Below are 13,592 nucleotides of genomic sequence, written 5' to 3'. Positions count from 1 at the left end.
AGGCTAGATAAAATTTTGCAAAAAAATTTTTTACTTAAAATATAAATAAAAAATTTCATCTTAATTGAAATTTTTAGTGTAAAAAAGAAAGGAAGAAAATTAAAAAACTTTTAAATAAGGTTAAAATTTAAAATTAGAAAATTAGTGAAAAGAAAAGTAAAGAATGAGACATTTATAGCATTGTAAAAGATTTCCCAAAGCCAAATTTTTAAGTAGAATCATATACTTTAATTAAATTTAGTGTTATAATTATAACAAAAGGTAAAAAATTAGGCTAATGCCGAATAAGGGGTGAAGTTTTATGAGTTCAAGAAATCTCACTTTTTCCGTAGGTGGAGTTCACATGGACGAACACAAAACTTTGACAGAAAAGATTGCAATCGAAAAGATGCCAAGTCCTAAGATTGCCTACATACCTATGTCACAACACATTGGAGCACCATGCTCACCAGTTGTGTCTAAGGGAGATACTGTTAAAGTTGGACAAATGGTGGGTAATTCTGATGCTTATATATCAGCTGCTATACACTCTTCTGTATCAGGTACAGTTAAAGAGATTAAAAAAATGTACACAGCTGATGGAAGGTATTGTGATTGTGTCGTTATAGAAAACGATGGCAAAGATGAAATGACTGATGACCTTAAATCTTTTAAAGATTATAAGGATCATCCAATTGACGATTTAATTCCTTTTATTAAAAATAAAGGTATCGTCGGAATGGGTGGTGCAGGATTCCCTTTACACGCTAAGTTAAAGAGTGAAAATCCAGTGCTAGACGAATGTATAATAAATGGGGCAGAATGTGAGCCTTTCCTCACTTGCGACCACAGAATTATGCTAGAAAGAACTGAAGAAATATTAGAAGGACTTGACATCTTCTCATATTTTTACAATCAAAAGGCTTCTTACATGGCAATTGAAGAAAATAAACCTGATGCAATTGCTAAGATGGAAGAGGTTATAGCAAAAAATCCAAATTGGAATCACTTAAAGGTTGTTGGATGTCAAACTAAATATCCACAAGGCGATTCAAAGAGACTTTCTGAAGCTGTTGTTGGAAGAATTGTTCCACAAAATGGAGTAACAAATGATGTTGGAGTCTTTTTAACAAATGTTGGTACAACTCTTGCATTTTATGAAGCAATGATAGAAGGAAAGCCTTCTTATGAAAGAGTAATAACTGTTTCTGGTTCTGGAATTAAGGAACCAAAGAATGTTCTCGTTAAAATAGGTACTCCTGTTGGAGATATTTTAGATTTCTGTGGAGGAGTAAAGGAAAACTTTAAAGAAATTATATGTGGTGGTCCTATGACTGGTAAGTCTGTATTTAGCCTTGACGCACCAATTACAAAGACTACTTCAGGTATTTTAGTTTTCACAGAAAAAGAAGTAACAGAAAGAATTGAATCTCCATGTATTAGATGTTCAAGATGCGTAGATCATTGCCCAGCGAATATTAATCCAACCGATATTAATCATGCAATTTTAAAGGGCGATGTTGATTTATGTAGCAGCTTACATGCTGACCAATGTATGGAATGTGGAATATGTTCCTTCGTTTGTCCAGCAAAGAGACATTTAAGTGCATCTGTTAAATTAGCTAAAAGAGAAATTAGAGCTAATCAAAAGAAATAGGAGGGATCAATTTGGAAAATAATAAAATAACTAAAGATCCGATTACAGTAAATGAGGCTCGTTTTGTTTCATTAGCTCCACACATTAGGTCAAACGATACAGTTCAAAAGATTATGCTAGATGTAATCATTGCACTTGTTCCTGCTATGATTGCTTCTGTATATTTCTTTGGAACAAGATCACTTCTTCTTATTCTAACTTGTGTAGTAGCTTGTGTTGCAACTGAGTATGTAACTCAAACTGCACTTAAAAAGACTGTACAAATAAAGGACTTGTCTGCTGTAGTAACTGGAATTTTAATTGCGCTAAATATGCCTCAATCTTTCCCACTATGGATGGCAGCTTTCGGATCCGTTTTTTCAATATTAATAGTAAAAGAATGTTTTGGTGGAATTGGATTTAACTTTATGAACCCAGCTCTTGCTGCAAGACTTGTACTTATGGCTTCATGGCCTAAACAAATCACTGATTATATTTCACCAGAATTATTAAAACAAGGTTTAACAACTTCAGCATCAACTATGGATGGAGTTTCTTATGCTACACCACTTCAAATTATTGCAGGTGGAGATCTTTCAAACTTACCAGCAATGAAGGATATGTTAATTGGAAACATTGGTGGCGTAATTGGAGAAACTTCAGCAATAGCACTTTTAATAGGTTTTGTATATTTAGTAGTTAGAAAAGTAATTTCTTGGGAAATCCCAGTTATTTATGTTGCAACTACTGCAGTTTGTCTTGGAATTTTAGGAATTCCTATGAATGTAATTCCTTATGAACTTTTAGCAGGTGGTTTGCTTTTAGGTGCTATATTTATGGCAACTGACTACACAACTAATCCAATTAACAGAAAGGGAAGAATTATATTTGCCCTTGGCTGTGGTATTTTAACAGCAGTAATAAGAGTAAAGGCATCTCTTCCAGAAGGTGTTTCTTATGCAATATGTCTTATGAATCTTGCAACACCACTTATTGACAAACTTACAATATCAAGTGCGTATGGGGAGGCGAAAAAATGAAAGAACCAGTAAAATTCGGAATTATACTATTAGTTTTCTGTGCCCTATCTGCAGGACTTTTGGCAGTAGTAAATAGTTTCACAGCTCCAGTAATTGCAGAAACTGAATTAAAAAACACACTTGCATCTTACGAAGTTATCTTTGGCGAAAATGCAGATGGCTTTGAAGAATATGATCAAGAAAAATTATCTTCAATAAAAGAAAATTATCCAAACATTGAAAAAATATTTGTTGCCAAAAAAGGCGATCAAATTGTTGGATATGGTGTCAATGTAAAATCAAATGGTTATGGTGGAGCTATGACTAATGCTCTTGGTTTCTTACTTGATGGAGATAAAATCGCTGGATTTAGAAATATTTCCAATGGAGAAACAAGTGGATTCGGATCTAGAATCACAACTGATGAATATTATCCATCTTATGAAGGAAAATCTGCAGTAGGTCCTTTAAAGTTATCTAAGGATCCAAAGGCTGAAGATGAAGTTATGTGGCTTACATCAGCAACAATTTCATCTAAGGGTGCTCTAGCAGGTTCCAATGATGCCATTAAGGTTTATGATGAAGTTTTAAAGAATGAATAAGGAGGATTAAAATGAAATTATCTAAAGTATTTTTAGACGGTGCTTTCAAAAACAATCCCGTATTCATACAACTTATAGGGCTTTGTTCAACACTGGCTATCACAAACAATTTAACAAACTCAGTAGCAATGGGAGTTGCAGTTACGTTCGTACTTATAATGAGTAATGCAGTAGTATCTGCACTTAGAAAAGTAATTCCAGATAAAATAAGAATTCCTTGCTTTATCGTAGTAATTGCTACTTTCGTAACATTAGTACAAATGATTTTACAAGCTTATTCACAACCAATTTATGCAGCACTTGGTATTTTCTTACCACTAATCGTAGTAAACTGCTGTATTCTTGGAGAAGCTGAAGGATTTGCTTATAAAAATCCACTTATTCCATCAATAGTTGACGGAATAGGAACAGGAGTAGGATATACAATTGCAGTAGTTGCAATGGGTCTTGTTCGTGAATTTTTTGGATATGGCACACTATTTAATGTAAATATCTTGCCAGAATCTTATCCAGGGATAGGAATAATGGGAGCGCCAGCAGGTGCATTCATACTTCTAGGATTTTTAATTGCAGGGTTTAAGCTATTGCTAAATAGGAGGGCAGACTAATGTTAGAAAGTATTTTTACGATTTTAATTTCAACAATACTTGTAAATAATTATGTATTTGCTCAATTCTTAGGAATTTGTCCATTCTTAGGAGTATCTTCAAAGACAGAGACTGCCCTTGGAATGGGAGTAGCCGTTACCTTTGTAGTTGTACTTGCATCTGCAATCACATGGCTAATTCAAATTTTTGTATTAGATAAATTTGGACTTGAGTATTTACAAACAATTGCGTTTATTCTTGTAATTGCATCATTAGTACAATTTGTAGAAATGTTTATTAAGAAGTCATCGCCATCACTTTATCAAGCCATGGGTGTATATCTTCCACTTATCACTACAAACTGTGTTGTACTTGGTGTAACAGTTTTGAATGTTCAAAATGGATATAACTTAATAGAAACAATATTTAGTGGATTTGGAGCTTCAATAGGTTTCACACTTGCACTTGTGCTTATAGCAGCACTAAGAGAAAAATTAATGCTTGCTGATGTACCTAAGGCACTTCAAGGAGTTCCTATTGCACTTGTAAGTGCAGGCCTAATGGCAATTGCATTTTCAGGCTTCGGCGGATTGGTATAGGAGGCAACTATGGAAATGAGTACAGTATTTACCCCAATGTTATTTTTGGGAATTGCAGGAGCTTTTTTCGGAGTAGTTCTTTCAATTGCATCAAAAGTTTTTTTTGTAAAAGTAGATCCAAAAGTAGCTGAAATTAGATATGCACTTCCAGGAGCGAACTGTGGAGCTTGTGGTTTCCCTGGCTGTGACGGTCTTGCAGAAGCAATTGCCAACGGAAAAGCACCAGTAAATGGTTGTGTAATTGGTGGTGCAGATACAGCTGAAAAAGTAAGCGAAATAATGGGAGTTAATGCAGGAAATGTTGAGAGAAATATTGCCTGTGTACTTTGCCAAGGAGATTGCAAGAAGGCAAAAAATAAATATGATTACAATGATTTAGTTGATTGTAGATTAATTTCAGACTATCAACAAGGAGCAAAGGCATGTAACTTTGGTTGCTGCGGCGGTGGCACTTGTGTAAGTGTCTGCGAATTTGACGCAATTCACATGGTAAATGGAGTAGCAGTAGTAGACAAAGAAAAATGTGTTGCTTGTATGAAATGTATTAACATTTGCCCTAAGAAAATAATTTCACTTAGACCTTACAAATCAAAGACAGTTGTTGAATGTAAATCACTTGATTCAGGAAAAGTTGTTAGAACTAACTGTTCAACTGGTTGTATTGGATGCGGTATCTGTGAAAAGAACTGTCCAAAGGATGCAATCCATGTGGAAAACAACTTAGCATCAATTGATTATGATAAATGTATCAACTGTGGAATTTGTGTTTCAAAATGTCCAACAGGAGCAATTTATTGCGAATATCCTGAAAGAGTGGAAAAAATGAAACAAAGGGAAAAAGAACAAAAAGAAAAAGAGAGACAAGCAAAACTTGAAGAAGCAAAGCTAAAAAAAGCTGAAGCAGAAAAAGAAAAAGTTAATGCTTAATCTTTAAAATCTAAATTAAGAAACTGTCGTGCAAGCGGCAGTTTTTTCTTGTAAATTTTTATATAAGTCTATTAAAAGATGGCTAAAATTTGTATAAAGTTTTCCTTATTAATTAATAAATATTTATTTCAATATTTGTAAAAGAGAATTTTAACACAGGATTCAATGAGAATTAAATTTGTAGCGCCTTTTGTACAAAATATTTCACAACAAATTAATAAAAAAGCTTATCCAAATTAAAAATTTCACAAAAAATAAGAGAAAAATCTGACGATTAAAATAGTTTAAGGGAAAATATTTCTTTATTACTAAAAAATAGTAAAAATAATTAAAGAAAATAAATCTTTGAAACAGGGAATAGAAATGGTATCCTATAAAATAGGAAAACCTTATAATTATTAAATAAAACAATATAAGACATTATGAAAGGTAACAAAATAAAGTGAGGTAGAAAAATGGCAGATAGTATAAAAGAAAATAAGGAAAGTCTACAAAGACAAGAGCTACATAGAAAAATTTGGGCGATAGCAGACGATGTAAGAGGGGCTGTAGATGGATGGGACTTTAAACAATATATTTTAGGCATATTGTTTTATAGATTTATTTCAGAAAATATTACAGAATTTTTTAATAAAGCAGAGCACGAAGCAGGAGATTTGGATTTTGATTATGCTAAAATTTCCGATGAAGAAGCAGAAGAAGATTTTAGACCAGATACTGTTGAGGATAAAGGATTTTTTATATTACCAAGTCAATTATTTAAAAATGTTGTTAAGACAGCAAAAGATAATGAAAACTTAAATACAGACTTAGCCAATATATTTAATGCAATTGAAGGAAGTGCTATAGGATATGCATCAGAAGATGACATAAAAGGCTTATTCGAAGATGTAGATACAACTAGCAATCGTTTAGGTGGAACAGTAGCAGAAAAAAATAAAAGGCTGGCGGATATACTGACAGGCATAGCAGAGATTAATTTTGGAGATTTTAAAAATAACGATATAGATGCCTTTGGAGATGCTTATGAATATTTAATATCAAACTATGCAAGCAATGCAGGCAAATCCGGAGGAGAATTTTTTACTCCACAAACTGTATCAAAACTCTTGGCAAGACTTGTGATGGAAGGAAAAACAAATATTAACAAGGTCTATGATCCAACATGTGGGAGTGGATCTTTATTATTACAAATGAAAAAACAATTTGATGAGCACATTATTGACGAGGGATTTTTTGGACAAGAAATTAATATGACCAATTTCAACTTAGCCCGTATGAATATGTTCTTGCACAATGTCAACTACAATAATTTCTCCATTAAAAGAGGCGATACCCTAATAAATCCACTACATAAAGACGAAAAACCCTTTGATGCTATTGTTTCAAATCCACCATATTCAATAAAATGGGTGGGAGATGGAGATCCAACGCTTATAAATGACGAGAGATTTGCTCCAGCAGGTAAGTTAGCACCAAAATCCTATGCTGATTATGCCTTTATAATGCATTCACTTTTTTATCTATCAAGTAAGGGCAGGGCTGCCATAGTATGTTTTCCAGGAATTTTTTATAGAAAGGGAGCAGAAAAAACTATTAGACAATATCTAATAGACAATAATTTTATAGACTGCGTAATTCAACTTCCAGAAAATCTCTTCTTTGGCACATCAATAGCAACTTGTATTCTCGTCATGGCAAAAAATAAGACGGAAAATAAAATTTTATTTATAGATGCAAGCAAGGAATTTAAAAAGGAAACTAACAACAATATCTTAGAAGAAAAAAATATTAATACAATAGTTGAAGAATTTAAAAATCGTGAAGAAAAGGAATATTTTTCAAGATATGTAGATAGAGATGAGATAGTAGAAAATGATTATAATCTTTCGGTTTCTACTTATGTTGAGAAGGAAGATACAAGAGAAAAAATAGACATCAAGGTCCTCAACAAGGAAATTGATGAAACTGTGAAGAAAATAGATGAGATTAGAGCTTCTATAAATGAAATAGTAAGGGAGCTTGAAGATGAGTAAGATAGATGAATTATTAAAAAATGAAAAGGTAGAGTGGAAAAAATTAGGGGATATTGCAATTATTTCTGGAGCTGGTGTAGATAAAAAAATAAAAGATGATGAGAAACCTGTTGTTTTGTTAAATTATATGGATGTATATAGAAATTTATATTTGAACAAAAGCGTCCCTTCAATGGAAGTAACAGCAAGTGATATTAAGATAAATGAATGTGATGTTAGACATGGAGATATTTTTATTACGCCAAGTTCTGAGACAAAAGAAGATATTTTTATTTCATCTGTAGCTAAAGAGAATATTAAAAATACAGTCTATTCTTACCATATAATGAGAATACGATTAAAAGAAAAGAATTTCACAACATCTTGTTTTTTAAACTATGTATTTAGATCTCAAAATTTTAGAAAGAATATGTTTAAGAAAGTTTTTGGCAATACTAGGCAAACAATAGCAAAATCAGAAATAGAAAAATTAGAAGTCCCAGTCCCGTCACTTGAAACCCAAGAAAAAATTGTTAAAATACTTGACAAATTCACAAATTATGTTACTGAGTTACAGGCTGAGTTACAGGCTGAGTTACAGGCAAGAAATAAGCAGTATGAGTATTATAGGGACATGATTTTAAGCGAAGAATATTTGAATGAATTGTCTAAAAGTCCAAAAATATTGGGGTTGGATTATAAGCTAAGATCAACTACACTTGGAGAGATTGGGATTTTTACTAGAGGTAATGGACTTCAAAAGAAAGATTTTATTTCAAAGGGAAAACCAGTAATCCATTATGGACAAATATATACTAAGTATAACTTTGAGACAGATAAAACAATTTCGTTTGTAAAAGATGAAATTTTTTCTAAATTGAAAAAAGCTAAATATAATGATATTTTGATTGCAACAACTTCTGAAAACATTGAAGATGTTGGTAAGTGTGTAGTTTGGCTTGGGAGTGAAGAGGTTGGATTTTCTGGGGATATGTATAGCTATAGTACAAATGAAAATTCAAAATATATAGCATATTATTTCCAGACGAATAAATTTCAAAAACAAAAAGAGCAAAAAGTTACAGGTACAAAGTTGATTCGTATTCATGGAGATGATATGGCAAAATTTTCTATAACTTTGCCACCTAGGGTAATCCAAGATAAGGTTGTTGAGGTTTTGGATAAGTTTCAAGACCTGCTTTCTGATACTCAGGGTTTGTTGCCAGAGGAAATAGAACAAAGACAAAAACAATATGAATATTATCGTGAAAAACTCTTGACATTCGAAGACAAGAGTGATAGCAAGCCGCAAGCCGCAAAATAACTCTTAGGAGCTATTTTGCTACATTAAAGCAAGCTTGCGATATTGTAGGAGTGTGCTTTGCAGGTGTTGAGTGGAAGAAGTTAGGAGATATTGGAACATTCGAGAATGGAAAAGGCATGCCAAAAAGTCTATTTAAGGAAAATGGAAGTGTTGGAGCCATCCATTATGGACATATTTATACAAAGTATAATTTGTTCGTAGAACAACCAATTGTTAAAGTAACTAAGGAAAGTTCAGTTAACCTTAAAAATGTTAATTATGGAGATTTAGTTATTGCAAAAACTTCTGAAAACGTAGAAGATGTTATGAAAACTGTAGCTTATTTAGGTAATGAAACTGCAGTAACAGGTGGTCACGCAGCAATATTTAAACATAATGAAAATCCTAAATATTTATCTTATGTATTTAATGGAGCAAATTATTTATTAAGACAAAAGAATAAGTTAGCAAGAGGGGTAAAAGTTATTGAATTATCAACGACGGATATGGAGAAAATAAAAATACCATTACCTTCTCTAGTAGTTCAAGAATACATTGTTTCCATTCTCGATAATTTTGACACTTTAATAAATGATATTTCTCTAGGATTACCAAAAGAAATAGAGTTGCGAGACAAACAATATAAATACTATAGAGAGAGGTTATTAGATTTTAAGAGAAAGAATTAAGATTTGAGGTGAAAGTATGGATGTATATTATTCTTTAACAGAAATAGCTCAAAAAATTAAGAATTCTAATAAGAAAGTTACTTTACTATATGCTTTTAATGCTACAGGAAAAACAAGACTATCAATGGAATTTAAAAATATTGTCAATGAGACTATAGATGATGAAGTCATTAAGCATGTGATTTATTATAATGCATTTACAGAAGATTTATTTTCTTGGGATAATGATATAGAAAATGATAGTGAGAGAAAAATCAAGATTAATAAAAATTCAAGTTTTATTGATCTTATTGAAAGACAAGGAAAAGAGAATGAAATAGCGGAGAAGTTTAAAGAATTTACTTCATCAAAGATTGAACCTAATATTAATACAATTACTGGAGAAATTACATTTAGTTTACCTACTGGTGATGAGGAAGCTGCTGAAAATATTAAAATTTCAAAAGGAGAAGAAAGTATTTTTATTTGGACTGTGTTTTTTGTCTTAATAGAAACAATTGTTGCAGAATTAAGTATTACTGAAATTAATGATAGAAGTACAGATGAATTCAATGATATTCAATATATTTTTATAGATGATCCTGTTACTTCTTTAGACGACAATAATCTTATACAGTTGGCGATTTCTCTAAGAGAGGTAATAGCTAATTCAAAGAGTGAAGAATTAAAATTTATTATAACAACACACCACGCTTTATTTTATAATGTATTGTTTAATGAGTTTAAAAGTGAGAGAAGTATAAAGGCGAATAAAAAAGATTTTTATTTTTTACAAAAAAATGAAAATACGTATTTAATTAAAGAACAAAAAGATACACCGTTTGGATATCATTTATTTATTAAAGATGTAATTCAGAACGCAATAGATGACAATGTTGTTGAGAAATATCATTTTATGTTGTTTAGAAACTTGCTGGAAAAAACAGCATCTTTTTTAGGATATGATAATTGGGGAGATCTACTCATAGTAGAAGGAATGACTGATGAGGAAAGAAAAGCATATATTCGATTTATAAACTTATCGTCACATAACAAAATATCAGATTTGGAAGCAAAAGAATTGAAACAAAATGAGAAAAATCTATTAAAACTACTCTTTAATAATTTTAAGAGAGAGTATAGGTGGAAGGAGTTAATATGACCGAAAAAGCCATAAATTATGGTACGTCAACTATTGCTGAGATGACTGGTGGAATTATTCTAGCAAATTTTAAAAAGGATCTAAGTGCTAGAGAATCTTCCTATCAAAGCGAGCATGAGCTTGAAAGACAAATGATTGAAAATTTAGTTTCTCAGGGATATGAGAGAGCTACAGTAAAGTCGAATGATGAATTATATGCAAATTTAAAAATTCAAATTGAGAGATTAAATAATGTTTCTTTTTCAGATGATGAATGGAGAAGGTTTCTAGTTGAGTATTTAGATGTGCCTAATGATGGAATGATTGAGAAGACTAGAAAAATTCAAGAAAATTATATTTATGATTTTATTTTTGATGATGGTCATTTGAAAAATATTAAGATTATAGATAAGAAAAATATTCACAACAATTTTTTACAAGTTACTAATCAGATAAAGGGAGAGGGCAAAAATCGCAATCGTTATGATGTTACAATTTTGGTTAATGGTCTTCCTCTTGTTCACATTGAGCTTAAAAAAAGAGGAGTAAACTTGCATGAGGCTTTTAACCAAATTCACAGGTATAGCAAGGAAAGTTTTAATAGCGAAAATTCTCTTTATAAGTATGTCCAAATTTTTGTAATTTCTAATGGTACTTATACTAGATATTTTGCAAATACAACGGCGCAAAATAAAAATAATTATGAATTTACTTGTGAATGGGCGGATGCCAAGAACAAGCTTATTTGCGATTTAGAGGACTTTACTAAAACTTTTTTTGAGAAAAGAGTAATTCTTGAAGTTCTTACTAAGTATTGTGTTTTTGATGTCAATAATACTCTCCTTATTATGCGTCCTTATCAAATTGCTGCTACTGAAAGAATTTTATGGAAGATAAGGTCTAGTTATAAGTCGAAAAAATTCGGAAGACCAGAGGCTGGAGGTTTTATTTGGCATACAACTGGTTCTGGCAAGACTTTAACTTCTTTTAAGGCTGCAAGGCTTGCTACTAATTTGGATTTTATTGATAAGGTATTTTTTGTAGTTGATAGAAAAGATTTGGACTATCAAACTATGAAGGAATATCAAAGATTTCAACCTGATAGTGTCAATGGAAGTAAGGACACTAGGGAACTTAAAAGGTGTATTGAAAGAGATGATAATAGGATTGTTGTAACTACAATACAAAAATTAAATGAGTTTGTGAAGAAAAATCCTATTCATGAAATTTATGATAAACAATGTGTTCTTATATATGATGAATGTCATCGTTCTCAGTTTGGCGATGCTCAAAAAAATATAAAAAAGGCATTTAAAAAATATTACCAGTTTGGCTTTACTGGAACTCCAATTTTCCCTGAAAATTCTCTTGGAGGAGAGACAACGGCAGGAATTTTTGGCGCGCAACTTCACTCTTATGTTATAACTGATGCTATTCGTGATGGCAAGGTTTTAAAGTTTAAGGTTGATTATAACAATATTAAGCCTAAATTTAAGAGTGCTGAAAAAGAAGAAGATGAAAATAAATTAGCAAAACTAGAAAATAAAATGTTACTTCATCCAGAAAGAATAAGTGAGATTACTAAGTACATTCTCAAGGTTTTCGATACCAAAACACATCGTAATGAATTCTATGATTTGAAACACAGGAGACTTAATGGTTTTAATGCAATGTTTGCTGTGCAAAGTGTTGATGCAGCAAAATTGTATTATGAGGAGTTTGAAAAGCAACAGAGAATTTTATCTCCTGAAAAAAGATTAAAAGTAGCTACAATTTATAGTTTTGCAGCTAATGAAGAGCAAAGGGCCATTGGAGAAATTTCTGAAGAAGATTTTAATGTCTCTGCTATGGAATCTAGTGCAAAAGAGTTTTTAGACAAGGTAATAGCTGATTATAATGGATACTTTAAGACAAATTTTTCGACTAATGGCAATGAATTTCAAAATTATTATAAGGATTTATCTCTTAGAGTTAAAGATAAGCAAGTTGATTTACTTATTGTCGTAGGAATGTTTTTAACAGGCTTTGACGCTCCTACTCTAAATACCTTATTTGTCGATAAAAAATTAAGATACCATGGACTTATTCAGGCTTTTTCAAGGACCAATAGAATTCTAAATAAAGTGAAGACTTTTGGAAATATTGTTTGCTTTAGGGATTTGGAAAATGCAACAAGAGATGCGATTAAGACTTTTGGAGATGAGAACAGTGTCAATGTTATCTTGGAAAAGTCTTATGAAGAATACATTAATGGTTTCAAGGATGAAGAAACAGGCAAGGTTCAAAAGGGGTATGTGGAAATATGTAATGAAATAGTTTCTAAATTTCCAGAACCAACAGAAATTGTTTTGGAGTCAGATAAGAAAGAATTTGTTGAACTTTTTGGAGAACTTCTCAAGGCTGAGAATATTTTGAAAAACTTTGATGAGTTTGAAAACTTTGAAAAGATTATTTCTGATAGGCAGATGCAAGACATGAAGAGTGTTTATGTTGATATTAGAGAAAGTGTTTTAACTTCTAAAAGGGAAGGTAAGTCTGATGAGGAAATTGATTTTTCTGATGTTGAGTTCCAAATTGACTTGCTTAAAACTGATGAAATAAATCTTGACTATATTTTATCTCTAATTTTGGAAAAGTCTAAAGATAATGAAGATGTAGAAAGTATAAAGGCTGAAGTAAGAAGAGTAATTAGGTCAAGTCTTGGAACTAGAGCTAAGGAAGATTTAATTATGGATTTCATTAATTCTACGAGATTATCTGAACTAAAAAATACTGATGATATTCTTGAGGTCTTTTATACTTTTGCGAAGAAAGAAAAAGCTAAAAAGATAAAAGACTTGGTGGATGATGAAAATTTAAAAGATGATTCAACAAGATTTATTGAAAGGGCTATTAGTAAGGGATATGTAGAATATGCGGGAGATGATTTGGATCGAATTATTCCGCCAACATCACGAAGACATGGAGCAAGAGAAAAGAAAAAAGAATCTGTCCTTGATAAGATTAGAAAAATTGTTGAGGTTTTTGTGGGAATTTAAAATTTTATATCAGGTTCTTTATTAGAGTTTTATAAAATAAATTTCAAATTCAAAATAAAACTGTCGTGCAAGCGACAG

11 protein-coding genes are annotated in these 13,592 nt (G+C 31.5%); all 11 read left to right on the top strand.

The features are described 5' to 3' along the window. Positions 1 to 301 precede the first annotated feature (301 nt). The 11 genes from rsxC (at position 302) to PTSHG_RS03295 (ending at position 13,514) form a co-directional block, all read left to right on the top strand. Entirely contained in the window at positions 302 to 1,636 is a 1,335-nt protein-coding gene (gene rsxC, locus PTSHG_RS03345) for an electron transport complex subunit RsxC (protein WP_026088826.1), read from the top strand. Positions 1,637 to 1,647: 11 nt separating this feature from the next. Further along, on the top strand, positions 1,648 to 2,655 hold the full coding sequence (locus tag PTSHG_RS03340) for an RnfABCDGE type electron transport complex subunit D (RefSeq protein ID WP_019107479.1): 1,008 nt from the start codon (positions 1,648 to 1,650) through the stop codon (positions 2,653 to 2,655). Beyond that, complete coding sequence (locus PTSHG_RS03335; RefSeq protein ID WP_019107478.1) at positions 2,652 to 3,236, top strand: RnfABCDGE type electron transport complex subunit G; 585 nt, start codon at positions 2,652 to 2,654, stop codon at positions 3,234 to 3,236. The genes PTSHG_RS03340 and PTSHG_RS03335 overlap by 4 nt, the downstream gene beginning before the upstream one ends. A gap of 11 nt (positions 3,237 to 3,247) precedes the next feature. Next, positions 3,248 to 3,844 (top strand): electron transport complex subunit RsxE, encoded by a 597-nt coding sequence (gene rsxE / locus PTSHG_RS03330; protein ID WP_019107477.1) that lies wholly within the window; start codon positions 3,248 to 3,250, stop codon positions 3,842 to 3,844. Then, positions 3,844 to 4,422 carry an electron transport complex subunit RsxA gene (rsxA, locus tag PTSHG_RS03325; RefSeq protein ID WP_019107476.1) on the top strand — a complete coding sequence of 193 codons (579 nt, stop codon included), beginning with the start codon at positions 3,844 to 3,846 and terminating at the stop codon, positions 4,420 to 4,422. Before rsxE ends, rsxA begins: the two co-directional genes overlap by 1 nt. A gap of 9 nt (positions 4,423 to 4,431) precedes the next feature. Then, the gene (locus PTSHG_RS03320; protein WP_019107475.1) at positions 4,432 to 5,349 is read left to right on the top strand and encodes an RnfABCDGE type electron transport complex subunit B; all 918 of its coding nucleotides are present in this window, start codon (positions 4,432 to 4,434) and stop codon (positions 5,347 to 5,349) included. A gap of 455 nt (positions 5,350 to 5,804) precedes the next feature. Beyond that, positions 5,805 to 7,385 carry a type I restriction-modification system subunit M gene (locus PTSHG_RS03315; RefSeq protein ID WP_019107474.1) on the top strand — a complete coding sequence of 527 codons (1,581 nt, stop codon included), beginning with the start codon at positions 5,805 to 5,807 and terminating at the stop codon, positions 7,383 to 7,385. Next, positions 7,378 to 8,688, top strand: coding sequence for a restriction endonuclease subunit S (locus tag PTSHG_RS03310; protein ID WP_019107473.1), 1,311 nt, complete (start codon positions 7,378 to 7,380; stop codon positions 8,686 to 8,688). Before PTSHG_RS03315 ends, PTSHG_RS03310 begins: the two co-directional genes overlap by 8 nt. A 50-nt stretch (positions 8,689 to 8,738) precedes the next feature. After that, the gene (locus PTSHG_RS03305; RefSeq protein WP_019107472.1) at positions 8,739 to 9,356 is read left to right on the top strand and encodes a restriction endonuclease subunit S; all 618 of its coding nucleotides are present in this window, start codon (positions 8,739 to 8,741) and stop codon (positions 9,354 to 9,356) included. Positions 9,357 to 9,372: 16 nt separating this feature from the next. Next, positions 9,373 to 10,497, top strand: a complete 1,125-nt coding sequence (locus PTSHG_RS03300) for an AAA family ATPase (protein WP_019107471.1) — start codon at positions 9,373 to 9,375, stop codon at positions 10,495 to 10,497. After that, entirely contained in the window at positions 10,494 to 13,514 is a 3,021-nt protein-coding gene (locus PTSHG_RS03295) for a type I restriction endonuclease subunit R (RefSeq protein WP_019107470.1), read from the top strand. Before PTSHG_RS03300 ends, PTSHG_RS03295 begins: the two co-directional genes overlap by 4 nt. Positions 13,515 to 13,592 lie beyond the last annotated feature (78 nt).

It is taken from the genome of Peptoniphilus senegalensis JC140, assembly GCF_000321025.1.
In the GTDB taxonomy this organism is placed as follows: domain Bacteria; phylum Bacillota; class Clostridia; order Tissierellales; family Peptoniphilaceae; genus Peptoniphilus_A; species Peptoniphilus_A senegalensis.
The sequence above is the reverse complement of the archived record's forward strand: the minus strand, read 5'-3'. Positions and strand labels throughout refer to the sequence as shown.

What these genes read in the sequence shown, in the direction of transcription:
- PTSHG_RS03310 (WP_019107473.1), top strand. Translation starts at nt 7,378, where the DNA reads ATGAGTAAGATAGATGAATTATTAAAAAATGAAAAGGTAGAGTGGAAA.
- PTSHG_RS03320 (WP_019107475.1), top strand. Translation starts at nt 4,432, where the DNA reads ATGGAAATGAGTACAGTATTTACCCCAATGTTATTTTTGGGAATTGCA.
- PTSHG_RS03295 (WP_019107470.1), top strand. Translation starts at nt 10,494, where the DNA reads ATGACCGAAAAAGCCATAAATTATGGTACGTCAACTATTGCTGAGATG.
- rsxE (WP_019107477.1), top strand. Translation starts at nt 3,248, where the DNA reads ATGAAATTATCTAAAGTATTTTTAGACGGTGCTTTCAAAAACAATCCC.
- PTSHG_RS03335 (WP_019107478.1), top strand. Translation starts at nt 2,652, where the DNA reads ATGAAAGAACCAGTAAAATTCGGAATTATACTATTAGTTTTCTGTGCC.
- PTSHG_RS03315 (WP_019107474.1), top strand. Translation starts at nt 5,805, where the DNA reads ATGGCAGATAGTATAAAAGAAAATAAGGAAAGTCTACAAAGACAAGAG.
- PTSHG_RS03300 (WP_019107471.1), top strand. Translation starts at nt 9,373, where the DNA reads ATGGATGTATATTATTCTTTAACAGAAATAGCTCAAAAAATTAAGAAT.
- rsxC (WP_026088826.1), top strand. Translation starts at nt 302, where the DNA reads ATGAGTTCAAGAAATCTCACTTTTTCCGTAGGTGGAGTTCACATGGAC.
- rsxA (WP_019107476.1), top strand. Translation starts at nt 3,844, where the DNA reads ATGTTAGAAAGTATTTTTACGATTTTAATTTCAACAATACTTGTAAAT.